22 protein-coding genes and 1 pseudogene are annotated in these 23,063 nt (G+C 69.0%); 10 read left to right on the top strand and 13 right to left on the bottom strand.

Features of this window, described 5'->3' with window-relative positions; all coding sequences use genetic code 11:
- Positions 1-20: 20 nt before the first annotated feature.
- Together Aco04nite_RS34075 and Aco04nite_RS34070 are read right to left on the bottom strand one after the other, a co-directional pair.
- Positions 21-491 (bottom strand): NUDIX domain-containing protein, encoded by a 471-nt coding sequence (locus Aco04nite_RS34075; RefSeq protein ID WP_213001355.1) that lies wholly within the window; start codon positions 489-491, stop codon positions 21-23.
- Between the two features lie 53 nt (positions 492-544).
- Complete coding sequence (locus Aco04nite_RS34070; RefSeq protein ID WP_213001354.1) at positions 545-1,048, bottom strand: hemerythrin domain-containing protein; 504 nt, start codon at positions 1,046-1,048, stop codon at positions 545-547.
- A gap of 129 nt (positions 1,049-1,177) precedes the next feature.
- On the opposite strand from Aco04nite_RS34070, the gene Aco04nite_RS34065 reads away from it, so the two are divergent.
- Positions 1,178-1,594 carry a hypothetical protein gene (locus Aco04nite_RS34065; RefSeq protein WP_213001353.1) on the top strand — a complete coding sequence of 139 codons (417 nt, stop codon included), beginning with the start codon at positions 1,178-1,180 and terminating at the stop codon, positions 1,592-1,594.
- 643 nt (positions 1,595-2,237) lie between these two features.
- The gene (locus Aco04nite_RS34060; protein WP_213001352.1) at positions 2,238-2,837 is read left to right on the top strand and encodes a hypothetical protein; all 600 of its coding nucleotides are present in this window, start codon (positions 2,238-2,240) and stop codon (positions 2,835-2,837) included.
- 3 nt (positions 2,838-2,840) lie between these two features.
- Here the strand turns inward: Aco04nite_RS34060 and Aco04nite_RS34055 are convergent, their stop codons facing one another.
- A complete protein-coding gene (locus tag Aco04nite_RS34055; protein ID WP_213001351.1) occupies positions 2,841-3,305 on the bottom strand; it encodes a YdeI/OmpD-associated family protein in 465 nt (154 codons plus the stop codon).
- Positions 3,306-3,858: 553 nt separating this feature from the next.
- Complete coding sequence (locus Aco04nite_RS34050) at positions 3,859-4,221, bottom strand: hypothetical protein (RefSeq protein WP_213001350.1); 363 nt, start codon at positions 4,219-4,221, stop codon at positions 3,859-3,861.
- A gap of 610 nt (positions 4,222-4,831) precedes the next feature.
- Between Aco04nite_RS34050 and Aco04nite_RS34045 the strand changes: the two are divergent.
- Positions 4,832-5,527: pseudogene (locus Aco04nite_RS34045) on the top strand (IS5 family transposase); the annotation flags it as partial.
- A gap of 100 nt (positions 5,528-5,627) precedes the next feature.
- Here the strand turns inward: Aco04nite_RS34045 and Aco04nite_RS34040 are convergent.
- The 3 genes from Aco04nite_RS34040 to Aco04nite_RS34030 all read right to left on the bottom strand — a co-directional run bounded on the left by Aco04nite_RS34040 (position 5,628) and on the right by Aco04nite_RS34030 (position 10,125).
- Entirely contained in the window at positions 5,628-7,049 is a 1,422-nt protein-coding gene (locus Aco04nite_RS34040) for a WGR domain-containing protein (protein ID WP_213001348.1), read from the bottom strand.
- Between the two features lie 61 nt (positions 7,050-7,110).
- On the bottom strand, positions 7,111-7,989 hold the full coding sequence (locus Aco04nite_RS34035) for an SDR family NAD(P)-dependent oxidoreductase (RefSeq protein ID WP_280519409.1): 879 nt from the start codon (positions 7,987-7,989) through the stop codon (positions 7,111-7,113).
- Positions 7,990-8,031: 42 nt separating this feature from the next.
- A complete protein-coding gene (locus Aco04nite_RS34030; protein WP_213001347.1) occupies positions 8,032-10,125 on the bottom strand; it encodes a HelD family protein in 2,094 nt (697 codons plus the stop codon).
- A gap of 230 nt (positions 10,126-10,355) precedes the next feature.
- On the opposite strand from Aco04nite_RS34030, the gene Aco04nite_RS34025 reads away from it, so the two are divergent.
- The gene (locus Aco04nite_RS34025) at positions 10,356-11,765 is read left to right on the top strand and encodes an RICIN domain-containing protein (protein WP_213001346.1); all 1,410 of its coding nucleotides are present in this window, start codon (positions 10,356-10,358) and stop codon (positions 11,763-11,765) included.
- 789 nt (positions 11,766-12,554) lie between these two features.
- Positions 12,555-13,262, top strand: a complete 708-nt coding sequence (locus Aco04nite_RS34020; protein WP_438874964.1) for a pentapeptide repeat-containing protein — start codon at positions 12,555-12,557, stop codon at positions 13,260-13,262.
- An 8-nt stretch (positions 13,263-13,270) separates the two neighbouring features.
- On the opposite strand, the gene Aco04nite_RS34015 is transcribed toward Aco04nite_RS34020, so the two are convergent.
- Positions 13,271-14,473, bottom strand: a complete 1,203-nt coding sequence (locus Aco04nite_RS34015; RefSeq protein WP_244876488.1) for an endonuclease — start codon at positions 14,471-14,473, stop codon at positions 13,271-13,273.
- A gap of 143 nt (positions 14,474-14,616) precedes the next feature.
- Between Aco04nite_RS34015 and Aco04nite_RS34010 the strand changes: the two genes are divergently transcribed.
- Positions 14,617-15,294, top strand: coding sequence for an AbfB domain-containing protein (locus Aco04nite_RS34010; protein WP_213001344.1), 678 nt, complete (start codon positions 14,617-14,619; stop codon positions 15,292-15,294).
- Positions 15,295-15,303: 9 nt separating this feature from the next.
- Here Aco04nite_RS34010 and Aco04nite_RS34005 read toward each other — a convergent pair whose 3' ends face one another.
- Entirely contained in the window at positions 15,304-17,325 is a 2,022-nt protein-coding gene (locus Aco04nite_RS34005; RefSeq protein WP_244876487.1) for a S9 family peptidase, read from the bottom strand.
- Positions 17,326-17,406: 81 nt separating this feature from the next.
- Here Aco04nite_RS34005 and Aco04nite_RS34000 point away from each other — a divergent pair, with 81 nt between their 5' ends.
- On the top strand, positions 17,407-17,892 hold the full coding sequence (locus tag Aco04nite_RS34000; protein ID WP_244876486.1) for a MarR family winged helix-turn-helix transcriptional regulator: 486 nt from the start codon (positions 17,407-17,409) through the stop codon (positions 17,890-17,892).
- Here Aco04nite_RS34000 and Aco04nite_RS33995 read toward each other — a convergent pair.
- On the bottom strand, positions 17,877-18,233 hold the full coding sequence (locus Aco04nite_RS33995) for a MerR family transcriptional regulator (RefSeq protein WP_213001343.1): 357 nt from the start codon (positions 18,231-18,233) through the stop codon (positions 17,877-17,879). The genes Aco04nite_RS34000 and Aco04nite_RS33995 overlap by 16 nt on opposite strands.
- Positions 18,234-18,302: 69 nt before the next feature.
- On the opposite strand from Aco04nite_RS33995, the gene Aco04nite_RS49220 reads away from it, so the two are divergent.
- A complete protein-coding gene (locus Aco04nite_RS49220) occupies positions 18,303-18,716 on the top strand; it encodes an enoyl-CoA hydratase/isomerase family protein (RefSeq protein WP_244876485.1) in 414 nt (137 codons plus the stop codon).
- A 653-nt stretch (positions 18,717-19,369) separates the two neighbouring features.
- Here Aco04nite_RS49220 and Aco04nite_RS33985 read toward each other — a convergent pair.
- Together Aco04nite_RS33985 and Aco04nite_RS33980 are read right to left on the bottom strand one after the other, a co-directional pair.
- Positions 19,370-20,020 (bottom strand): alpha/beta hydrolase, encoded by a 651-nt coding sequence (locus Aco04nite_RS33985; protein ID WP_213001342.1) that lies wholly within the window; start codon positions 20,018-20,020, stop codon positions 19,370-19,372.
- Positions 20,017-20,535 carry a VOC family protein gene (locus tag Aco04nite_RS33980; protein ID WP_244876484.1) on the bottom strand — a complete coding sequence of 173 codons (519 nt, stop codon included), beginning with the start codon at positions 20,533-20,535 and terminating at the stop codon, positions 20,017-20,019. The genes Aco04nite_RS33985 and Aco04nite_RS33980 overlap by 4 nt, the downstream gene beginning before the upstream one ends.
- Positions 20,536-20,668: 133 nt before the next feature.
- Between Aco04nite_RS33980 and Aco04nite_RS33975 the strand changes: the two genes are divergently transcribed.
- Together Aco04nite_RS33975 and Aco04nite_RS33970 are read left to right on the top strand one after the other, a co-directional pair.
- Entirely contained in the window at positions 20,669-21,241 is a 573-nt protein-coding gene (locus tag Aco04nite_RS33975; RefSeq protein ID WP_213001341.1) for an NADPH-dependent F420 reductase, read from the top strand.
- 20 nt (positions 21,242-21,261) lie between these two features.
- Positions 21,262-21,699 carry a DoxX family protein gene (locus tag Aco04nite_RS33970; protein WP_213001340.1) on the top strand — a complete coding sequence of 146 codons (438 nt, stop codon included), beginning with the start codon at positions 21,262-21,264 and terminating at the stop codon, positions 21,697-21,699.
- A 151-nt stretch (positions 21,700-21,850) separates the two neighbouring features.
- Here Aco04nite_RS33970 and Aco04nite_RS33965 read toward each other — a convergent pair whose 3' ends face one another.
- Positions 21,851-22,879, bottom strand: a complete 1,029-nt coding sequence (locus Aco04nite_RS33965) for a glycoside hydrolase family 53 protein (RefSeq protein ID WP_213001339.1) — start codon at positions 22,877-22,879, stop codon at positions 21,851-21,853.
- Between the last annotated feature and the right edge of the window lie 184 nt (positions 22,880-23,063).

Genomic DNA, 23,063 nt, shown 5'->3' with positions numbered 1-23,063 from the left:
CCTGCGACCGTGCTCGGGCATTACCCGCCCGTCGATGCCCCAAACGACTCACCGAGCAGCCCGAGGAACTCGTCCTGCCCATGCCACCCGGTCCGCAAGGCCGCCCCGGCCGCCTCGAGCGCGATGAACCGGCAGCCGACCTCCAGCCCGGTGTCCCAGGCGTCGTCGTCACCGATCATCGTGTGGGTCCAGGCGTCGCGTGGCTCATCGGTGACGAAGTGGAAGTACAGACTGATCCGCGGCAGCCCCGTGTTGTAGGTGCCCTGCTGCAACCCGACAATCCCACGCAACTCAAGCTTCCCGGCAATCCCGGTCTCCTCAACCGCTTCACGTACGGCGGCCGCGTCCGGCCGCTCCCCCGCCTCGACCCCACCGGCGGGCAGATGAGTGCTCGAATGCGCCGGAGCCGGATAACTGAACACGAGCAGTTCGGTGCCGGCCGGGGTGGTCCTGGTGATGTACGACGCTGCCTGTACCCGAGCGATGGTCATGCTCACCAGGATCGCGTGTTGAGTCCCGTGAAAGATCCCTGGGGTCGCGCCTGCTACTTGTGCTCCTCGATGTACTTGGCCGGGTCCTTGTCGGCGAACGACAGGCCCTTGCCCTGCGGGTGCTCCGCGAAGAAGCGCAGCCAGAGCGCCCCGAGCTCGAAACGTAGTTCCCGGCTCGCGTGCTTACGGAAGTCGGGAAGCACCTCGTCTTCTTCCTCGGCCAGATGCTCGCTGTTCTCCGTACGCGCCTGCCACACGCCCTTCCACCAGGCGTCCGAACCCACCGGGTGCCTACCCGCCTCCTCGATCCCGTCCCGGATCTTGTTGTGGTCGCGGATGGCGTCGTCGGTCTCCTCCTCGGCGTCGTCGCCACCGGCGTCCTTCAGCAGATGCGGGTAGAGGATCTCCTCCTCCGCATCCGCGTGGATATCGAGATGCAGCGCGAGCGGCGCCCAGATCGCCTCCAGGTCCTCCGGCGTTCGAGCGTCATCCAGCCGGGCGAACCCGAGCCGGAACCGGTGGTGGTCCTCGAGAATCAACGCGGTGATGTCATCCATGACAAGCACGCTAAGGCCGGACGCCGTCCGGCGCCCGCCGACAGGCGGGAACGATGGGTCAAGGAGAAACCGTGAAGGTTCTGGTCCGGTTTGGAGGAGCCCTCACCGGAGGCTGGATCATCGGGCACGATGGCCGCGAACACCGGCTCGCATGCGGAGCCCTTCGACCGGCCGGGGGATGGTCTTGTTCTTTTCTTGTGGATGGTCCTGGGTGCCTTCTGGTTCGTCGAGGCAGCCAGCCGTGGCGGTGCCGGACCGTCGGTGACCGTGATCGCGGTCTTGGCGACGGGATCGTTGCTGGCCGACCGCCCCGCACGCCGGGAGGCCGCCGGCGCATCGGTCGGAGCCGCGCTGCCGGTCCTCCTCCAGGCGTACCTGCTGCGTAAAGGCCCGGGGATCGTGTGCAGCCAGGTCTGGCTCGACGACAAGGAGAACTGCCGCTACCTGCCCAGTCCGCTGCCGTGGATGTTCGCCGGCGCTCTCCTGGTCACGATCGGCATCGTCGTACAGCGCAGAATAAATGCGAAAGACAAAAACCGTGCCTGACAGGCGCTCCGCCGCGCACGCTCGGCGGCAGATCCGCGCATCCGTCAACGCCGACGGCGCAGGGCGGGTAGCCGGAACTCAACCTATATGGTCAGGCTCGTGACCAGGATACGTAGCCACGACCGGCTGAGTGCGGGGTCGCGGCCGACGGCTTGCCTGCCGGCCGGGCTGCGACTGTAGGCGACCAGTGCCGTTTCTCGGCGAGAGCCTGCCGGGTGCGCTCGTCCCGGCCAGGGCCCGCGCCGGTTGCTCTGGCTTGCCGGTGGGGCCGCCTTCAGCCTCGGCGGTCCATCGGTCAGGCGTAACGAACGGGTCAGCTTCACCTGGTGATCCTCGAGATACGACCAGACTCCCGGGTCGAGTGACACATCGGTCACCACGGAGGCGGGCAGCGTCCGGGTCCAGGCGGCGTGCTGCTGCCTCCGCTCGGTGTTCGGCCCACGAGGAACAGATCCCCGTTCCGGCTGCGGGCCAGCACGCCTGATCTGGGCAGCCCGCGCCCAAGCGCGCCAGACACTGCCGATGACTGCGGCGGCGCAGCCGCGAGCGCCCGGACCGCGGCAGATCCGTACGTCTGCGGCAGTCCCGGGTGTCGGTGCTTCCGGTCAACCGGGCAGGACACCGCGTCCGGCACAATAGCGCCATGATCGGCTACTGGGACCCGCTGCCCACGGCCCGGAGGTTGGTGGAAACCCTCGACGTGTCCGCCGGGCAGATCTTCGCTGGGCGCTGGGACCAGCGGAACTGGCGTAACGTTCCAGGGCCGTTCTACGCCGGCGAGACCGACAGTTTGGCAATCGGACGCCTGGGTGCGCCCGAGCACATCTGCTATGACGACGACCTTGGCGGCGGGTTCGGGTTCGAATTCATCTACCGGCAGCCGCTGAACGAGCACGAGACCCGAGCCGTGATGGACGGCTGCCGGGCCGAGTTTTACAGCGGCTACAACTGGGATGGCGACGACCATCGGACCGTCGACGCTGTGCGTGGCTGGTGGCGAGACCGAGGCCGCGTGCGGGAGTGGGCGGTGGCGATAGCCGCCGACTGGGGAGCGGACACCCATCCGCATTGGGGCTACAACGCCGGCCTTCGATACTCGGGCCACTATCACGACGCAGCCCAAGGTCATCGGGACTTCGTCGCTTACCTCGATGACGGCCTGGAGGCGTACTTACGTGGCTATTTGCTCTGGCTCGATGAGAGGCGCGGGCCAGGGCCTGGGGAGGCGCTTCCCCGTCTGTAGATTTCAACGGCGGGCCTTGATCCCGGCCTTGAGTATTTCCACCATTTCGGCGATGCGTTCAGCGCGCTGTTCGGGCCGGCGCTTGGTTGCGTCGATCCAGCGTAGATAGGCCCGGCGGTAGAACTGCGCGAGTGAGTCGAAAAACGCCCCGGCATCGGGATCGGCTGCCAAGGCCGCGGCGACATCGTCGGCGAGGTCGTCACGTTGCGGGCCTTCCGGTGCGATCTCCACCGTGACCGCGGTACCGACGGCCAGTTCGCCAGCACCCGGTGATTTCGGGCCGAGGGTGAACCCGAAGCCGTCGCCAGCCGTTTCCAGGACCGCCCGCACACGGGCGCCGTTGACGGTGCCGGCAACGTGGTGGCGCGGTTTGGTCCCCCAAACCGAGTCGGGGTCGAACGGGACGGGCACCAGTAGCTTGCCGCCGGACCCGGCGATAACCCTGGCGACGAACTGTTGAGATTTCATAGCCACCGATCCTGCCAGCATCCGTGGTCGCCCGGCCGGTACTTATCGTCGCGCTCGGCGTTAGTCGCCCCTCCCCGCAACGGATCGGCGCACGCCGGACGCGGAACAGCAGGTGCGGCGCCGTCGCCCGAACCCCAATACACCGACACGCGGTTCGCGGCTACATATCTACTGGTGGTACGACCGCAGCCCGGCCATGAGAGCGTGCCGCCGGAATAGTGGTCGAAGATTGGTTTGTTGCTCGATCGCCGCAGGGTTGCTGCCATTGCCGAGGCGAAGTACGGGGCATGGGCGGGCCTCGCGAAGAAGACGCGCAGAATTTCCTCCGTTACGCAGGAATGCCTGCCTGCGTCCGGCTCGTACGCGTAGAGCCATCACGTCGCCCATGTCGCGTCCGTTCCCGCCGGGCTCGCCACCGATCGTGGACTGACCTATCGCAGCACCGGCCGGCAACGCTCGGAGCTGGCCGCCGCCTTTGGTTGAGTGCTTTCACGTGCGCGTGTTGGTTGTCGTGTCGAGCCCCGGGTGTGACGCAGAGTCCGGTGTTCGTGGGTCAGTAGGCGGCGGCGTACTTCACCAGCCAGCGGTTGGTGAACCGGCCCCAGTCGAACAGGTCACCGGCGGCGCGCCTGCGGTCACGCTCATGGTCAGCGGCGGCCTGTGCCCGGTGGGTGTTCGCCTCACGGAACAATGCTCGTGCGGCCTCGATCCAGATCAGTTTGCCGTCCGGTGTCCGGGCTTCGGGAGAGTCGCGCCGCAAGCGGGTGGTGTGGCCGAGAGCTTTTCCGAAAGCCCGCCGAACCTTGTGCTCGCGCCGGAACTCTTCGGTTGCCGCAGAGTAGTTCCGGCGCCGTGTCGGGTCACGCATCCACGCCAGTTCAACGGTCGTGAAAATCTCCAGCTGAGCGTATTTCATTCCTTTATTGTTCTCAGAGGCTTTCATGATCGGAAGGGCGGGTGTGCCATTGTCGGGTTGAGGGGGATCACACAAATTCGAATGGCAGATAGCGAGTATTCGGATAGCCATGAAGTGGTGGCGGATGGATCCCGGGAGGCGATCCTCGTGCTCACCGCGCCACGAGTTCGTTGGCCGTCTTGTTGTCGTCGGCAGGAGCGGATGTCTGGACGTGGTGATCGTGGGTGACGCCCGGTTTAGCAGGGCGGCGATCGTTGGGATTGAGCTGGTGACCCGGTGCTCGTCGGTGACGATGATCTGCTTGTCATCGGCCAGATAAAGGCCGGGACGGGTCGCTGCGGCGCCGCGATCGGCCGTAGAGCTGGACCCGCCGGCTGCGCTTGCGATGGTTCTGACGGTCGTCGCAACACCTGACCCCGGGTCGGACGGCCCGAGGGCAGGCGGGCCGGGCGAGCCGGGGGTTGACCGGCTGAAGGCTCCCGGTCTCGGTGTGTGTTTCTGAGGGGTGTCGGACGGCGTGTCCGCGGTGATCTTCAGGGCTGCGGGATGGGCGGCGGGTGGGTCGTCAACGCGTGTACCCGTCGGACCTGACTGACGAGCCAGGTCCGGGTGTTCCTGGCGGCAGTTGCCGGTGGACTTCCCGCCCTGGCAGACCGTCTACGGGTGGTTCAAGCGGTGGAAGGAACGCGGCGTCACCGAACGGATCCTTGGCGAACTGCGCGAGCAGATCCGCTGGGCCGAGGGCCGTGACGCCGAGCCCTCGGCCGGGGTCATCGATTCGCAATCGGTCAAGGCCGCCGACACCGTCAGCCGCGGCACCCGCGGCTACGACGCGGATAAGAAAATCAACGGGCGTAAGCGATTCATCGTCATCGACGCTCTCGGTCTGCTGGTCAGCGTCACCGTCCTGGCCGCGTCGTGGCAGGACCGTGACGGCGCCAGAACGGCGTTGCTGAGCGTCTATCTCTGCACCCCGATCCGGCTCGTGTTCGCTGATCAAGGCTTCGGCGGCCGGCTGCTCGACTGGGCCGCCCGCACCTTGAGCATGGTGATCGACATCGTGCGCAAGCCGCCCGAGCAGCGCGGGTTCGTCGTCCACCGCAAACGATGGGTCGTCGAACGGACGCCGGCCTGGCTGACCGCCCACCGTCGGCTGGCCCGCGACTACGAACGAGACCCGGACGTCTCCGAGGAACTGATCCGCTGGGCCGCGATCAACCAGATGCTGCGCCGCATCGCCCGCGGCAAGCCCGCCGCCCGACAGCAACGCCGCACCCTGCAACAAGCCCGAGCTGCAGCCCTCTAAACACCCACTCAGCGGCCCGGCCGGTCGGACGGCCCGAAGATTGGCGGGCCGGGCGACCCGCGAACCTCTCCTCGACTGTTAGGTGTGCAACAGAGCTGGGTCAGACCAGGCGGCGGATTTCGCCGTAGGCGCGGTAGAAGCCGCCTCGGCCGGCTTCGCGGACGCCGGTGAGGACGTAGCGGCTGCCCTGTTCGCGGATGCCCTTGGGGAATTGGACCTGCCAGTCGTGGTGGTAGCCGGAGGAGATGACGCGGACTCGGAGGCGGCCGCTCTCTTCGATGCATTCGACGACGACGCCGCCGGAGGGGTCGTGGACGATTTCGACGGTGGTGGAGGGGATGACGGCGGGCATGCGGGGTGGGGCTTTGACGTCGACCGCTTGGGGGATCGTGCCGGCGACCGCGGACTGGATTGCCGTTTCGCTGGCGTCGATGCAGGCGAGGGAGCCGTCGGTGGTGACGATGTAGAGGCGGTCGTTGCGGTACTGCATGGAGAAGGCGGAGCCGCAGCCGGTGGCGAGTTTCCAGAGGCGGGTGCCGTCGGCGGCGAAGCAGTAGATGGAGGAGGCGCTGTCGCCGGCGAAGACGTAGCGGCCGTCCTCGGCGGTGGCGCAGGAGTAGACCGCGGCGTCGCAGTGGTAGGTCTGGTGGTGGGTGCCGTCCTTGCCGAGCTCGACGACCTGCCGGTTGGCGGTGCCGGCGTAGACGGTGTCGCGCTCCTGCCAGCCGAAGAGGACAGAGCCGGTCTTCGTGTGCCAGAGCTCGCGGCCGGTGCGCCAGTCGTAGCTGGTCACGCCCTGAGTGTGGCCGTGGTGGATGGCGTTGGTGTCGCAGCGGACCATCCACGCCGACTGGCCGCGGCCGGGGCGCTGCCAGAGGAACTCGTCCTCGTGGTCGATAGCGGAGATGCCGCCGCCGGCGTCCGAGACGCCGAGGACGCCGTCGTGGATGTCGAGCCAGTAGATGTCGATCTCGGGGGCGATGCGGTAGGCCAGGCGGGGCACCTTGCCGGACAGGTCGTAGACGTTGCCGTCGTCGCAGCCGGCGTAGATCCAGCCGTCGTCGGCGACGATGCACTTGACGCCCTCGGGGAGCCGGAACTGCTGCAGCACCTCGGCTCCGTGGCTGAGCGTGGTGATCAGGCCGCTCTCGTTGCCGACCATGCACACGTCGTCGTCGACGAAGATGCCGAACGCGGGGCTGCCCGACGAGTAGCGCCACAGCACCGGTGCGCGGGTGGCCGACGAGCGGGTGCTGACGATCTGGCGCCGGGACACCGAGCGTTTCTGCCGGCCGCCGGGCTGGGCTGTGGCGTACCCCTTGCGGACCTTCTCCCCGATCTTCCTGGCCGCCTCGGCCTTGGCCTTGTCGGTGGTGGTGAAGGACTTCTGGCTGGTCTGGCCGCGGTCGCCGATGCGCCCATATCGGATGGTGAGGTCGGTGCCGTCGACCGTCACCTCGTAGAACTTGTGGGCACTGCCGTTGTCCTCGGAGAGCTCGAGGTACGTGGTGTCGGCGGGCATGGGTCACCTTCCATCCAGCGGATCGATGGGTGAGAAGGTAGCGACGGGGTACGACAGTTTTTCAGCCGACCCCGTTGAGCAGGGCACGGGTCTCGGCGACGTAGCGATCCTGGAACGCGGGGTCACTCACCTGGGTGGAACCGCGCATCGGCCGGCCGTTCTCGTCGTAGTAGCCGCCGGTGCCGGTCGCCGGGTCGGTCAGCACCGTGGTGATCACACGGCCGGCGGACTTCGGGTTGCTCCAGTACTTGATCATCGGGGCGATCGGCGACAGGACGTACTTCGACAGGGCGCGCAGGGCGATGTTCGCGTCGCGGCCCAGGTCGGAGCCGGGGCTGAAGCCGGGTTCGACGGCGTTGAAGCGCAGCCGCGGGGTCTCGCGGGCGAACGCGAGAACGGTGGCGAGATTGCCCTGCTTGGACGTGGCGTACGCGTCCCCGCCGGGAAGTTTCGACCCGCCGGGCAGCCACTCGCCGCGGGCGCTCGCCTCGGCCGAGATGTAGCGGGAGCCCCGGAACCCGGCGGTGACGGCGGGTCTACGCTCGGGGTCCTCGACGGCGGAGACGACGAACACAACGTTCGCGCCGTCGCTCAGGTGCGGGATCAGGGCCTCGGTCAGCGCGAACGGCCCGAGGTGGTCGGTGGCGAACACGCCGTCCCAGCCCTGCGCGGACGTGAACGGGCGCATCGCCATGATTCCCGCGTTGTTGACCAGACCGGCGAGCGGCAACCCGAGCGCGGCGATCTCCTCGGCCGCCCGGCGCGCGCTGGTGACGTCGGACAGGTCGGCGACCACCGGGACGGCGTGCCCGCCCCGCGCCCGGATCTCCTGGGCGACGTCGTCGAGTTTGGCGCGGTTGCGGCCGACCAGCACCACGGTGCCGTGGGCGGCGAGTTCGAGGGCGGTCCGGCGGCCGATGCCGGCGGTCGGCCCGGTGATGATCCATGCTGCGGAAGTGTCATACCGGCAGCGTGGCAGGGTTCAAGCGCTTGAACGCAAGCCTCGGAGCAGGTGCAATTGTCCCACTTCCTGGGTGCAGCGGGTGAGGGCCACATAGAGACCGTTCCAGCCGCGGGGTTCGGCCGCGATGCCCGTCGGGTCGATCACCAGCGTGGCGTCCCACTCCAGGCCTTTGGCCTCGGTCGCAGTCAGCACGGGTACGCCACCCAGCGCGGCCCGCAACTCCTCAGCGCGCGCCACGGAGGCGACAACCCCCACCGTGCCACCCGCCCACCGCTCCTGCAGCTCCCGGACCGCCTGGGCGGCGGCGCCGATGAGCTCGTCCGGCGCGACGGTGTGCTCCCACGGGGTGATGCCGGAGGAGCGGACGGCGCGCGGCGGGGTGTTGTGGCTGCCGGCCTTCGCGAGGACCGGGCCGGTGAGCTCCATGACCTCGCGCGGGGTCCGGTAGCAGATGGTCAGCTCCGCCGGGGTCCAGCGGTCGCCGAGCGTTGCCTGCACGGCCTGCGCCCAGCTGGTGTGCCGGTGCGACGCCTCGGCCTGGTCGATGTCGCCGACGGCGGTGATCGAGCGGCCGGGGCAGCGGCGCAGGACCATCTGCCACTGCATGTCGGAGAGCTCCTGCGCCTCGTCGATCACGACGTGGCCGTAGACCCAGTCGCGCCGATTGCGGGCCTGGTCGGCCATGAACTCGCCCTGCAGTTGCGGGGACTCCTCGCCGAGGAGTTCCGCCACGGCGTCGAGCAGGGGAATGTCGCTCGGCGCCCAGGGTCCGGGCTCCGCTGCCACGAGCGCCTTCTCGTCATCGGTCAGCTCCGGGGCGTACCGATGAAGGAGGTCTTGATCGTGCAGCAGGGAGCGCAACGTCGCCGCGGGGTCCCGGACCGGCCAGATCGAGGCGATGAACCGGGCGATCGTGGGGTGGGTGGCGATGCGTTCGCGCAGCTCCTCCAGCTCGTCCTCGGAGAGCAGGCCGTCGACGTCGCTGGCGGACGGCCCGGCGGGAGAATCGGGGCCGGTGAACCGGGCGAGGATGTCCTCGAAACCCTCCTCCATCGACTCGAGCAGGGACTCGCGCTGCTCGGCGACGGCATCGGCCAGGAGGTGGTGGAGCTGGGTGGCAAAAACGGCACGGGCCTGGTGGTACGCGCGTCCCTGCGTCGCCGAGGCGAGCGCCTGCGCCACCGCTCCGGCCGGGATGACGTACGCGTCGCCCTCCCAGCGCAGCTCCAGGTTGCGCGGTCGTGGGAGCAGCGAGCCGACGTAGCGTTCGAGGGTGTGCTGCCACAGCGCACGGCCTTTGATCTCGGAGATCCGCCGGTCCTCGCCGCGGGCGACGGTGACCCCGGGCAGCAGCGTGTCGCAGGTCGCGGACACGACGGCGGTCTCGCCGAGCGCGGGCAGGACCTGGGCGATGTATTCCAGGAACCGCGGCGACGGGCCGAGCACCAGGACCGCCCGCTCCGCCAGGTGGCGATGGGTGAACAGCAGATAGGCCACGCGGTGCAGCGCGACGACCGTCTTGCCGGTGCCGGGGCCACCCTGCACGATCAGCGGCCCGGTCACCCCGGCCCGGATGATGTCGTCCTGCTCACGCTGCAGGGTGGAGATCGCCGTGGACATCCTGCCGGTACGCCGTTCGCCCAGCGCCGCCAGCAGGGCACCCTCGCCGACAAGGCTGCCGTCTCCTTTCCCGTCCAGCGGTTCGTCGTCCACACCGGTGACCACCGAGCCGGACGTCCTGATGTGTCTTCGCCGGGCCTGGCCCTGCGGGTCGAGCGGGGTCGCGGTGTAGAACGGCCGGGCCGCCGGGGCGCGCCAGTCCAGCACGAGCGGGTCGGCGTCCTCACGCTGGTCGCGGAGTCCGATGCGGCCGATGTGGCGCACCGTGCCGTCGAGACCGTCGAGGCGCCCGAAGATCAGGCCGTCGCGGGCCCGGCGCAGCTCGTCGTACTGCCGGGTGAGCATGCGCTGGCGGCTGCGGTCGAGGGCGTCCTCCGCGGCCACCTCGAGCTCGGTGCGCAGGTGCCCGGCAAGCCGGTCGCGACGGTCCAGGGCCGTGTCGAGAAACGACTGTTCCTCGGCGATCGCGGATTCGGCGGTGCGTGACCTCATGCTGCGTGACCTCGCAAGACTCGGCGGATATCGCCGCCAAGAATAGCTACGAAAGGGGTCGCGAATGGTAATCGACGAGATCGATATCTCAGCCGCTTGCGGTATCAGGGTCGCCCGTGTCCTCGAATCCGAATTTCATTCTTGACTATTCCGCACGGCCGTGTGCAGGACGCGCACATATCGACTTACATCTATTGCAATGTCGGGGATGAACCGGTTGAGTGTCAGGCATGTTACGAATCCTGGCCCTGGTGGCCGCGATCTTGATGATCCCCAGTCCCGCGCAGGCCGCCGCGGTCACGATCACGAACGGCACCCAGTTCGCCGACACGAGCGGCGCGGCCGTGCACGCCCATGGCGGCGGCATCCTCAAGGTGGGAAGCTACTACTACTGGTTCGGCGAGAACCGCAACGCCGACGACACGTTCCGGGCGGTCTCCGTCTACCGCTCCACCGACCTGCGCACCTGGGAATTCCGGCACGACGTGCTCACCCGCACGTCGGCCACCGAGCTGCAGAACGCCAAGATCGAGCGACCCAAGGTCATCTACAACGCGTCCACCGGCACGTTCGTGATGTGGATGCACAAGGAGAACGCCACCGACTACGCCGAGGCGCGAGCGGCCGTCGCCACGTCGTCGACCGTGGACGGTGACTACAGCTACCGGGGCAGTTTCCGGCCGCTCGGCTCGTACATGTCGCGCGACATCACCCTCTACGACGACGGCGCCGGCGCGGCCTACATGATCTCGGCCGCGGACGAGAACCGCGACCTGCACATCTACCGGCTCACCGCCGACTATCTCAACGTGCAGACCCTCGTCGGCAACTTCTGGAACGACAACTCCCGCGAAGCCCCCGCGCTGTTCAAACGGGGCAGCACCTACTTCCTGCTGACCTCGGGCACGTCCGGCTGGAACCCCAACCAGGCCCGGTACGCCACCGCGTCGAACATCGCCGGCCCGTGGACCGCCATGACGAACGTGGGCGACGGTACGACGTTCGGCTCGCAACCCGCGTACGTGCAACCGGTCCAGGGCACCGCGGGGACGTCGTACCTGTATCTCGGTGACCGCTGGGCGGGCGCCTGGAGCGGCCCGGTCAACGACTCGCAGTACGTCTGGCTGCCCATCACGTTCCCGACCGCGACCACCATGAGCCTGACCTGGTACCCCACGATCACGATCGACACGGCCACCGGCACGATCACCGGCAACGCCCCCGTCCGCTACCGGGTCACGAACCGCAACAGCGGCAAGGTCATGGACACGGTGAGCGCCTCCACCGCCGACAACGCCGAGGTCAAGCAGTACACCTGGAACAGCGGCACGAACCAGCGCTGGGAATTCCAGGAGACCGGCGGCGGCTACGTCAGAATCATCAACCAGAACAGCGGCAAGTGCCTCGACGTCTCCTCCGCCGCCACCACCGACGGCGCCAACATCATCCAGTACACCTGCGGCACCGGCACCAACCAGCAATGGTCCTGGCGCGCCACCGGCAGCTACTTCCAGCTCGTCGCCCGCCACAGCGGCAAATGCCTCGACGTCGTCAGCGCCAACACCGCCGACGGCGCCGACATCCAGCAGTACACCTGTGGCACCGGCACCAACCAGCAGTGGTCCCGCACCGTCGCCTGACCGGCAGGACCGATCCCGGCCGGACCGATCCCGGCCGGCTCGATCCCGGCCGGCTCGATGTCGTCGCGGCGGGACCACTGGATCGGGGCGGGCTCGCCGCGCGCGTCTCCCCGCCGCACCCCCGTCCGCGGCTGCCCGAGGCTGCCCGGGACCGGCCGGGGCTGCCCGGGACCGGCCGGGGCTGCCCGGGACCGGCCGGGGCTGCCCGGGACCGGCCGGGGAAGTGGCGAGGATCTCGTGCGGTTTTGGTCCGGCCGTCGGGCCGTGGCGGGTCGTTGTGGCCGGACCCACGTCATTCTCCGATGCGGGACGCTGACGGCCGCGAGGTTGCGAGGCTATATGTTGCGCTGAGCACCGGAAGGCAGCGACTTTATGCGGTGCAGTTCGTCAAATCCGGGTAATCGTGTCTGAGCGCAGAACATGTGTGTCCTGGCCAGACGTGATTGGCCCATGCTTGACGGCTGAAGCCGCAGGATGGTGCGACATCGCCGGTTTCCGCGCAACTTCGTGCCCCGTGGCCAGAGCGTTGCCACCCCCGCCACAGACCGCAAACGAATCGAAGACTCAGGACACCAGGGCGTGGCGTGCGGATCTCGACGTTCAGCGGTCTGCAGCGCCTTCGCCGGCCCGGACACCTCGCGGATTACGCGGGCTCAGCTCCGGTCAGCGTCCGGCCCGCTCCGGCGCGGATAGGCGCACCAGTCCGGCAACTCGTCGGCGATCAGCGCCGAGTCCTGCACGGACAGCCACAGACCGAGGTCGCGGGGCCGATCCGGGCGCCCGTAGGGTGTGGCGGTGCCTACCCGACGAACCCGACCCGCCGCTCGGACGGCTCCCGTCCGCCGCACCGAGCCCAAGGCTCCCGCGCTGCCCAGTGCCCTCAAGGAGGCGCATCTCCTGGAGCACGAGCTGGCCCCCGAGGCGCGCTTCGAGGGGCTGGCGTTCTACGACCTCGATCTGACCGACAGCCTGGCCGAGCAGGTGGAGTTCTCGCAGTGCCGGTTCCGGGGTGCGCGGATGGCCGAGTCGAAGTTGCCCGGGGTGCGGCTCGCGGATTGTGTCGTGGAGCAGTCGGACTGGTCGAATCTGCGGGCCGAGCAGGGGACGATGTCCCGGGTGTCGCTGGCCGGGTCGCGGATGACCGGGCTGGCGTGGAACGGCGGGATGCTGCGGGATGTGGCCGTCGACGACTGCAAGCTGGATCTGACGAACTGGCGGGCGTCGCGGTTCGACGGGGTGTTCATGAGCGGCAGCAATCTCACCGGCGCCGACTTCACCGACGCCGATCTGCGCGGGGCGACGTTCACCGGGTGTGACCTGTCCGGGGCGCAGTTCAGCAACGCGAAGATGGAGGGTGCGCGGTTCCGGCGGTGCGAGCTCGCCGGCATCGGTGGCGTCACGAGCTGGCGGGGTGTGGTCGTACATCCGGAGGATCTGATGGGCCTGTCCCACGTGCTCGCCAAGGCGCTCGGCATCGTCGTGGAACAGGCCCCGTAGAGATCTTTCTAGCCGAAGATCGAGCTCACCCATTCCGGGTGGTCGATGAACGGGTTCCGGTTGTGCTGGTAGCTCGTGTAGATGACGTTGTTGCGGTTCTTCTCGAAGCTGTCCGGCGGGTCGGCGGCGCTCCAGGTGAGCAGCTTGGAGAGCCGGCCCATCTTCGGGTTGGTGCCGTTGCTGACGGCGTCGTTGACCTCGAGGTCGGCGAACGCGTCGTCACCCTGGTAGCGGACGGCCATGTAGAAGATCATGCGGGCGACGTCGCCCTTGACGGCGGCGCGGGGCTCCCAGGAGTCGGAGTCGGTGTAGTTGCCGGTGGCGCCGGAGACCGCGGTGCCGCCGGTGTCGAAGTCCTTGTTGTCGCGCAGGGCGTTGATCGTGACGTCCTCGGGGCGCAGGTGGTGCAGGTCGGTGCCGGGGCCGTTGCTGGTGCCGAAGTCGCCGTGGGACTTGGCCCAGACGTGCTCGCGGTTCCAGTCGCCGACGTCGCCGCCGTTGAGCGTCTTCGACCGGCTGATGCCCGAGTAGAGCAGGATCACGTTCGACGAGTTCGACGGGTCCTGGTCGGTGACCTTCAGGGCGTTCCAGACGCCGTCGTACGACAGTGTGGTCACGCCGCTGGAGATGATCGTGTGCAGCGCGCTCTTGAGGCTGGAGCCGGATTTGCCGAGCGCGTTCGCGTAGTACGCGTCGGTGCTGCTGGACGAGGTCGGCGTCGGCGTGCCGGTCGTCGGCGAGGTGGTCGGGGTGCCGGTGCCCTTGACCATCGAGGTCGGCGACTTGAGACCCGCGTGCGAGAAGTACGCCGTCAGCGTCCCGGTCACCGTGATCTTCGTACGCATCAGGGTGGGGTTGGTCAGCAGCCCGAACGCCGAGCGGTAGTCCGCGGTGATCTGGACGTACAGCATGCTGGCGGTGCTGGTCTGGGTGCTGCTGTCGGCGAGTGCGAGCGCCGTGTCGCCGGTGAAGCTGCTCGTGCGTACCGTGCTGGTCGCGGTGGGCTCGCCGACGACGTAGCCGCTGACGGTGCCGGTGCCGCTCTGGGTGGCGATCGCCTCGGCGACCGTCATGGTGGCGGCCGCGGCAGCCGGGCGCATCCCTGGCGGGGCCTCGGGCGCCCGGAGCAGGGTGACCGTCAACCCGAGGATGGCGAGCAATGCCGGCATCGTGAGCGCCACGATGCGTTTGTGCGGCATCGGTCCGGACATGAGGACTCCGTTCACCAGGCCCCTGAGCGGGCTACATAGATGGTGATGAGAGTATGTGAGACGTTAAACCCCGATGGGGCATATCAGCTTCGTCATACGTCCGCGTATCCTTCCGATCTTGTGATTCGGGAGGAAACACTGTTATGACGCATCCTTCGCGGCCGGACGGCACCGTCTACGGGCGTGGCGGCGCGAGCCCGGCCGGTCCTGATCAGGGCGGCCTGCTCGCTCGCACCCATCCCGGGGTCACCGCCGCGGTGTGCGCCGGGATCGTCGCGGTGCTGGCGCTCGGCTTCTGGATCTGGCGCGCCAGCACGGGTTCCTCGCCGGAACCGGCGAGCGCGGCACCGGCCTCGTCGGCGGCTTCGGCTTCGGCCTCCCCGTCCGCCAAGCCGTCGCCGTCGGCGACGAAGGCTCGGCTCGCCGCGGGCACCTGGGTGATCGCGCCGCTCGACGACCCGGACACGCACCTGACACGCAAGAGCAGCTTCGCCGCGCTGTCGACCGGTGAGAAGCTGACGCTGACCGTCGAGGCGGGGCTGGCCGACGGGGACTGCTTCTCGTTCCGCACCGGGGACGGCAAATACCTGCGGCACTTCGACTACCGGCTGCGCTTCGACGCCTCGGACGAGTCGGACCTGTTCCGCAACGACGCCACGTTCTGCCCCGTGGACGGGACGGCCCCGGGGACCGTACGGCTGCACTCGAAGAACTACCCGGACCATCTGATCCACCGCCGGGGCACCGAGCTCTACATCGATGCCCCGGACGGTTCCGGCGACTTCACCGCGGACAGTTCGTTCCAGGTCCAGAAGCCGTAGGCCCGCGGTTCAGCCGAGCAGTTCGGGGCGCTGCCAGACCTTGCCGTTGACGTGGTGGTCGAGGAACGCGAGGACGGTCTCGTACCAGACCTTGGCGTTGCCCGGCTTGAGGATCCAGTGGTTCTCGTCCGGGAAGTACAGGAACTTGTGCGGCAGTTCCGACCCGGACATCAAGGTCCACCACAACCGAAGACCTTCACCGATGGGTACGCGGTAATCCTTGTCGCCGTGGATCGCCAGCATCGGTGTCGTGATGGCATCGGCGAAGTGATGCGGGGAATGCGCGGCGACCATGTCGCCGGTCATCTCCCGCGTCCAGTAGTACGACGCGTCGGTCGTGCCGGCGAACTGGTCCAGCGCCCACAGCGACGCGTGCGTGACGATGGCCGAGAACCGGTCGGTGTGCCCGGCGATCCAGTTGGCCATGTACCCGCCGAACGAGCCGCCGAGCGCCGCTACCCGGTCCGCGTCGATGTCGGGGCGCGCCTCGGCGGCGTCGGTGATCGCCATCAGGTCGGTGAACGGGGCGTCACCCCAGGCACCCCAGCCACGGCGGATGAAGTCATGGCCGTAGCCGGTGGACAGGGCGGGGTCGGGCAGCAGGACGGCGTACCCGCGGGCGACCGCGATCCACGGGTTCCACCGCCACGACCACGCGTTCCAGGACGACTGCGGGCCACCGTGGACCCAGAGCAGCAGGGGTGCCGGGGCGCCTTCGGGCGGGAGGGCGAGCCACGCACGTAACGGCGTACCGTCAGCGGCCGTCGCGGTGATCTCCTCCAACCGGCCCGGAACGGTGACCGCTGCGACCGGGCCCGTCAGGAATTCGGGGTCCGAGTCCGCGGTCAGCGCGACCCGGACCGCGGCCGGCGCGCTGTCGATCGCCGACCGCAGCGCGTAGACCCAGCGTCCGTCGGGCGACACCTGCGGATCCGTGTACGCCCCGGAGTCGCGCGTCAGCCGGCTGACCTCCCCGCTCGCGACGTCGACGCGCCACAGCGGCGACCGTCCCAGGTCGTCGGCGGACACCACCAGGGCGGCTCCGTCCGGCGTCCACCGCAGGTCGCCGGGCAGCCGGTCCCAGCCCGCGGTGAGGTCACGCCCCTCTCCCCCGGCGGCAGGGATGACGACCAGCCAGCTGTCGCCGTTGTCCGCGGCGGTGGATCGCCGGGCGGCGACCACCGCGACCCGGGCGCCGTCCGGCGAGATCCGGGGCTGGTCGTAGTCGTGGTCGCCGTCGTCGGCCAGCGTGCGGCGCTCGCCGGTCGCCACGTCGATCGCCACCAGGATGTGCCGCTGCGACCCGCCGGGCGCCGAGACCGCCCACGTGGTGACCACGGTGCGGCCGTCGGGAGTGAGGTCCCAGCTGGTGATGTCGTCCAGCGCCCGCCCGGCGTGCCCGGTCAGGTCCCGCAGCTCCAGCACGTCCTCGCCACCCAGCTCGGCCACCAGCAGCCGGGTCCGCTCGGGGCCCAGGTCGTGGTCCCAGTAGCGGACGCCCGCCTCCTCGTGCAGGATCGCCGACACCCCGGCGTCCTTGCGTTTGCCTCGGATGCCCTTGTCCCCGTCGACGTCGGCCGCGGCCGGCATCAGCCCCGACCCGAGCACGACCGTGCCGGATTCGCTGACCTTCACCCCGTGCACGCCGCCGGGCGGGGCCGCCAGCACGCGCGGGTCGCCGCCGCCGGCGGGCTGCAGCCACAGCGCGGCTTTCGGGTCCTCGTCGGCATCCGCGCCGGGCCGGGGTCGCGCCGAGACGAACAGCAGGTCGCCGTCCGGGGTGAACCCGGCGAAGGACTCCCCCTTCTCGCTGCGGGTCAGCCGCCGGGCCGGGCTCCCACCCTCCGGGTCGACCTCCCACAACGCACGGACGTAACTGCTGTTCTTCCGATCCGGCGTCGCGACACCGACCACGAGGCGGCGGCCGTCCGGCGCGAGCCGCAGCCCCTCGACCCGGGGCAGCGCGACGTAGGCGTCAAGATCGTAGAAGGGATCTGCTGGTGGCTTCTGTGCTTTCGCGTCCGGGATCACCCAGCCTTCCTACCACTGCCTTCCTACCACTGCAGGCCCACCACTGCCGGGCCGCGACGGCTGCGGTGCCAGAATGCAGATGTGGACGCGCAATGGCTCACCCAGGAGCAACTGGCCGCATGGGTACGCCTCGTCGCGGTCGTCGAACAGCTACCCGGAGTGCTCGACGCGCAGCTGCGACGTGACTCTCAGCTCGCCCACTTCGACTACTACGTGTTGTCGCAACTCTCGGAAGCCCCCGAGCACACCCTGCGTATGACCGCGCTGGCCAGTAGGACCACCGCGACGCTCGCCCGGCTCTCCCACGTCGTCCAGCGCCTGGAGTCCCGCGGCCTGGTCGAGCGCTTCCCCTGCCCCCAGGACCGGCGCGCCACCAACGCCCGCCTGACCGCCGAGGGATGGCGCACGGTGCAGGAGAGCGCCCCCGGCCACGTCGCCACCGTCCGCGAATACGTCATCGACGCCCTCACCGCCGAGCAGATCACCCAGCTGACCGACATCAGCGACGCCATCCTGCGCCGCCTCGACCCGGGCGCCGACAGCTACGGACGTTACGACGCCCGGTGATTCCGGTTGGCGTCGATCAGCTGGTTGAGGCTCTCCAGGGTGCGGGTCAGGCCGGCGATGTGCGCGGTGAGCTTGTCCCGCTCCTCGGCCAGCCGCTCGAAAGCCCCGTCGGAGGTAGCCGCGCTCGGCGACTCCAGGCACGGGATCAGGCTGATGATCGTCTGGCTGGACAGCCCGGCGGCATAGAGCCTTTGCAGGTACGCGACCCGCTCCACCCCGTCTTCGCCGTAGTGCCGATGACCGCCGGCACTACGCGCGCTCTCCAGCAGCCCCTGCTCCTCGTAGTAGCGCAAGGAACGCGTGCTGACCCCCGTGCGCGCTGCCAAGTCGCCGATCCGCATCCGATCCCCCGGTGGTTACCGTCACAGAAGCTTGAAGTTCACATGGATGTGAAGATCTAGCGTACGCGCATGATCTACACCGGATATTCCGCGATGAGCGTCGACGTGCAGCATGGCGTCGCCACCGTCACGATCGACAACCCTCCGCTGAACCTTCTCGACGGCCAGCTCATCGCGGACCTGCGCCGCTTCGCCGCCCAGGTCCGCACCGACAGGACCGCCCAGGTCATCATCTTCGACAGCGCCGACCCGCAATTCTTCATCGCCCACGGCGACATGCACTTCCTCACCGGCGCCGCCCCGATGGACGCCGGCGACGACCTGCCACCCGGCACCAACGTGGTCCAGGCCATCAATGAGGAGATCAGGTCGCTGCCCCAGGTCACGATCGGAAAGATCGCCGGCCTGGTACGCGGCGGAGGCAACGACTCATCCTCGGCGCCGAACTCGCCGACGCCGAGCTGGCCGAGCGCTACGGCCTGATCAACCGCACCCTACCCGCCGGCGAACTCGACGCCTTCGTCACCACGCTCGCCCGCCGCATCGCCGCCCTCGGCCCCGCCATCATCGGCATCGTCAAAACCGCCGTCGACGCCGCCGACGTCTCCCGCCCCGACCTCGCCCTCGAGAGCAGCCTCGCCGCCCGGCTCTCATTCCCGGAGGTCGCCGCACTGGCCCACAAGCTGCTCGCCGCCGGCGTCCAGACCCGCGAGGGCGAACTCCACCTCGAGAAGCTCCTCAACGAGATCCACGCGGCGTGAAGCGCTACCGGTATTTTCACGTCACTTCGGCCTGAGCGAATTCCCGAGGCCGAGGCCGAGGCCGAGGCCGGTGGCGTTGGGGCGCGGATGGTCTTCGCGTGTGCGGATGGCTTGTCCAAAGGTGGGGTCGCCCGGCTGGGACCGAATGTTGCGCCGGATACCGGGATGCGACAACTTGTTGCGGTCTTGTCGGTCAGGTCTGGGCAATCGCGTCTGATCCGCAGAACGTATGTTTCCTCGCCAGACGTGATTGGCCCACGCTTGACACCTGATGGCGCAAAAGGTTGCGGCATCGCGGGTTTCGGCGCAACTTCGTGCTCGCGGCCAGATCCTGCGCCCCGCCACCTACCGGAAGCGCATCACGGACTCGAAACCCTAGCTGGCGGCCTCCCCGCCACCGGGGTGCGCGCCGGCGGGGAGGGTGTTGAGCCAGGTGGCGAGGGCTTCGATGACGGGGGCGGTGAGGCCGTGGCCGGCCGGGTCGCGGCGGGCGGTGGTTCGGGCGCCGGATTCGCTGCGGAGGTAGGCCCAGGTGCGGTCGAGGAGCTCGCGGGGGATGACGGTGTCGTGGTCGCCCTGGGCGACGAGGACCGGGAGGCCGCTGAGCCTGGCGGGGGTCGTCGGCACGCCGGCGTCGAACGGGAGGGTGCCGTAGAGGATCGCGGCGCCCGCGTAGCGCTGCGGGTCGTCCAGGATGAGGCCGCCGGCGAAGGCCGCTCCGCCGCTGAACCCGGCGAGGACGACGGGACGGCCCACGGGTGCGGTGGTGTCGAGCCAGGTCCGGAACCAGTCGAGGTGGCTGCGCAGGGATTCGGGGAGCGGGCGGCCGATGCCGCGGTTGGCGAACCAGGCATAGCCGGCACCTTCGGCGATGGGGGCGCGCACTGCTGCGTACGCGAAGCCTGGGGGTAGGTATTGGGCCAGTCCCAGGATCTCGCGTTCGTGGGAACCCCGGCCGTGCAGCAGGATGACCAGGGGTGCCTGCGGGTCCGGCGAGCCGGCGGTCGCGACCACCGGGGCCGTCACCGGGTCACCTCGGCGACGATCGTGCCGGCGGTGCGGATGCCGGTCCAGCGGGTGACCTCCGCGGCGAGGTCGAGGCGGTCGATGGGGGCGGTGTTCTCGTAGGCTCCCCAGTCCTCGCGGGGCAGCATCCACATGATCTCGAACTCGTTGCCGTCGGGGTCCGCGCCGTAGAGGCTCTTCGTCGCGCCGTGGCTGGACTCGCCGGAGTACGCGCCGGCTTCGGCGAGGGCCACGCGGGCCTGCTGGAGCTCGTCGATCGTGTCGACCTGCCAGGCGAGGTGGTAGAGCCCGATCCCGCCGCGGCGTTTCGGCGGCGCCGACGCTCCGACGCCGAACAGGCCGAGGTCGTGGTGGTTGCCCGAGCGTGGCAGGCGCAGGAACGCGGCGTCGGCCCGGGGCTCGCGCGCCACCACGACCATGCCGAAGACCTCGGTGTAGAAACGTTCGGCCCGTGCCAGCTCGGCGACGTACAGAACGGCGTGATTCAGCCGTACCGGCCCGATCCCTTTTTCCATACCGCCATCGTAGTTGAAGCATCAACCTTCCAGGCTGAGAGCATCGCCACATAGTTGAAAGCTCAATGGTTGTTGCTACAACCTGATTACTCTGCAATGGTTGTAGCTACAACCAAGTGAACGGGAGAACGTCATGGCGCACCTCAGCATCATCGGCACCGGAAACATGGGCCAGGCCATCTCGGGCCTCGCGGCCAAGGGCGGCAACTCCGTCGAGCTCATGAACAGTACGGAGACCAAGCCGGTCACCGGCGACATCGTGATCCTGGCCGTTCCGTACGGCTCGGTGGCCGACGTCATCGCCCAGCGCGGCGAGCAGCTCGCGGGCAAGATCGTCGTCGACATCACCAACCCGCTCAACTTCGAGACCTTCGACGGGCTCACCGTCCCCGCCGACGGCTCGGCCGCCGCCGTGATCGCCGCCGCACTGCCCCAGTCGACCGTGCTCAAGGCCTTCAACACCAACTTCGGCGGCACCCTGGTCGCCGGCACCGTCGGCGCCGAGACCACCACCGTCCTGATCGCCGGCGACGACGCGGACGCCAAGGCCCTGCTCGCCGGCGTGGTCACCGCCGCCGGTCTCAAGGCCGTCGACGCGGGCAGCCTCAAGCGCGCCCGCGAGCTCGAGGCCATCGGCTTCCTGCAGATCACCCTCGCCGCCGCCGAGAAGATCACCTGGACCGGCGGCCTCGCCGTCACCAACTGACGCTCGGTAAGGACTGGTTCATGAACACCACCACTCTGCGCGACGTGGTCCTGCTCATCACCCGGATCGCCGTGGGCGTCGTCCTCGTCGCCCACGGCTGGCAGAAATTCACCGAAGGGGGGCTCGACGGCACCGGGGCATCCTTCGACCAGATGGGCGTGCCGCTGCCGGTCGTCAGCGCCTGGTTCGCCGCGATCGTCGAGCTCGCCGGCGGCATCGCCCTCATCGCCGGCATCGCCGTGCCGGTCGTGGGCCTGCTCCTCGCCGCCGACATGCTCGGCGCGTTCTTCATCGTCCACCTGAGCAACGGCGTCTTCGTCGCCGGCAACGGCTACGAACTGGTCCTCACCCTGGCGGCCGCGGCCCTGCTCTTCGCCGCGATCGGCGCCGGGCGTTACAGCATCGACCGTCTGCTTGCCCCGCGGTTGCCCCGCTTCCTCACGGGCCGACCGGCTTAACCGCCCCGATCCCGCTCGTTAGGTTGTGTGCAATTAAGTTGTGCACAATTTAATTGCACACAACTTAACGCGGGGGGCCGCTCCTTCGAGGAGCGGCCCCGCCGGCGAGGCGATCGGCGACCACCCGCGTGGCAGCTGCGACGTCTCCCTTTCAGGGACGCCGGTACGCCCGGACCGACGGCAACGCGCGCCCGGTGAAGTCGAACTGCGTGAGGTTGTCGTTCGGGGCCTCCGCGCCCGGTTCCCACCCGACGCCGGGCACCCACTCCGGCTCCCACGCGAAGAAGCCCAGCCCCCGCCCGTCCGGAACCTGCGCGAGCACGCCTCGCACACCCTCGTAGAACGCCGCCTGCCCGGCCGGTGTCGCGGGGAACCGGTCCACGTCGGGCAGGGTGCTGGCCGCGGTGACGATGTTGCCGCGGCCGTCGCCGTCCTCGAACGTCCACGGGTAGGACACCTCGGCGAGCAGGACCGGCTTGTCGTAGCGGGCGACCGAGTCGTTGAGGTTCGCCTGGAGCTCGGCGATCGAGCCGTGCCACATCGGATAGTAGGACTGGCCGATGATGTCGAACGGGACGTCGTACGCGGTGATGTTGTCGAAGAACCACTGCGTGTCGCCGAGTTTCCCGCCCCGGTCGATGTGCAGGACGATCTTCAGGTCGCGCCCGGCCGCTTGGCGTGCGCCGGCGATGCCCGCTTTCAGCAGTTGCGTGAACGAGGCCCACTGCTGCGTACCGTCCGGCAGGTAGAGCTGCCCCACCGGCCAGAGGATGCCCGCGGTGATCTCGTTGCCGACCTGCAGCATGTCGACCGGTGTGCCCTGGGCGGCGAATTCGCGCAGCAGCGTACGTGTGTAGGACTGGATCTTGGCAGTGAGCCCGGGCAGATCGGTCGGCCAGCCCGCGGGGATCGGCTGCTTGCTGGGGTCGGCCCAGAAGTCGCAGTAGTGCGGGTCGAGCAGGATCTTCATCCCCGCGCGCTTGGCCCGCTTGGCCAGCGCCAGCGCGCGGGCCTTGTCGCTGTAACCGTCCGGCGGGTCCACCCACACCCGCAGGCGCATGTAGTTGGCGCCCTCGCCGGCCAGGATCCGCTCGGCGGGACGACGCCGCCCGGCCAGGTCACGGTAGCGGACCCCCGCCTCCTCCAGCTGGGGCAGGAAGGACAGGTCGGCCCCGCGCACGCTGAGCGCGGTCTTCGGCCTGTGTGCCGCGGCAAGCGCCTGACCAGGGACAAGAGCGGAAAGAGCAACACCCCCGGCGCCGGCAAGGACGCTACGACGGCTGACATTGACGGTACGCGCTGAGCGCAGAACGGACATCGAGGGCCTCCGGTGGAAGAGTCCTTTAACGACTGTGAGCGCTCAC

The organism is Winogradskya consettensis, assembly GCF_018332715.1.
In the GTDB taxonomy this organism is placed as follows: domain Bacteria; phylum Actinomycetota; class Actinomycetes; order Mycobacteriales; family Micromonosporaceae; genus Actinoplanes; species Actinoplanes consettensis.
This window is presented reverse-complemented; position numbering and strand designations above follow the sequence as displayed.

Coding starts and splice junctions, on each gene's coding strand:
- Aco04nite_RS34075 (WP_213001355.1), bottom strand. CDS start 491: ATGACCATCGCTCGGGTACAGGCAGCGTCGTACATCACCAGGACCACC.
- Aco04nite_RS34070 (WP_213001354.1), bottom strand. CDS start 1,048: ATGGATGACATCACCGCGTTGATTCTCGAGGACCACCACCGGTTCCGG.
- Aco04nite_RS34065 (WP_213001353.1), top strand. CDS start 1,178: ATGGCCGCGAACACCGGCTCGCATGCGGAGCCCTTCGACCGGCCGGGG.
- Aco04nite_RS34060 (WP_213001352.1), top strand. CDS start 2,238: ATGATCGGCTACTGGGACCCGCTGCCCACGGCCCGGAGGTTGGTGGAA.
- Aco04nite_RS34055 (WP_213001351.1), bottom strand. CDS start 3,305: ATGAAATCTCAACAGTTCGTCGCCAGGGTTATCGCCGGGTCCGGCGGC.
- Aco04nite_RS34050 (WP_213001350.1), bottom strand. CDS start 4,221: ATGAAATACGCTCAGCTGGAGATTTTCACGACCGTTGAACTGGCGTGG.
- Aco04nite_RS34040 (WP_213001348.1), bottom strand. CDS start 7,049: ATGCCCGCCGACACCACGTACCTCGAGCTCTCCGAGGACAACGGCAGT.
- Aco04nite_RS34030 (WP_213001347.1), bottom strand. CDS start 10,125: ATGAGGTCACGCACCGCCGAATCCGCGATCGCCGAGGAACAGTCGTTT.
- Aco04nite_RS34025 (WP_213001346.1), top strand. CDS start 10,356: ATGTTACGAATCCTGGCCCTGGTGGCCGCGATCTTGATGATCCCCAGT.
- Aco04nite_RS34015 (WP_244876488.1), bottom strand. CDS start 14,473: ATGTCCGGACCGATGCCGCACAAACGCATCGTGGCGCTCACGATGCCG.
- Aco04nite_RS34010 (WP_213001344.1), top strand. CDS start 14,617: ATGACGCATCCTTCGCGGCCGGACGGCACCGTCTACGGGCGTGGCGGC.
- Aco04nite_RS33995 (WP_213001343.1), bottom strand. CDS start 18,233: ATGCGGATCGGCGACTTGGCAGCGCGCACGGGGGTCAGCACGCGTTCC.
- Aco04nite_RS49220 (WP_244876485.1), top strand. CDS start 18,303: ATGATCTACACCGGATATTCCGCGATGAGCGTCGACGTGCAGCATGGC.
- Aco04nite_RS33980 (WP_244876484.1), bottom strand. CDS start 20,535: ATGGAAAAAGGGATCGGGCCGGTACGGCTGAATCACGCCGTTCTGTAC.
- Aco04nite_RS33975 (WP_213001341.1), top strand. CDS start 20,669: ATGGCGCACCTCAGCATCATCGGCACCGGAAACATGGGCCAGGCCATC.
- Aco04nite_RS33970 (WP_213001340.1), top strand. CDS start 21,262: ATGAACACCACCACTCTGCGCGACGTGGTCCTGCTCATCACCCGGATC.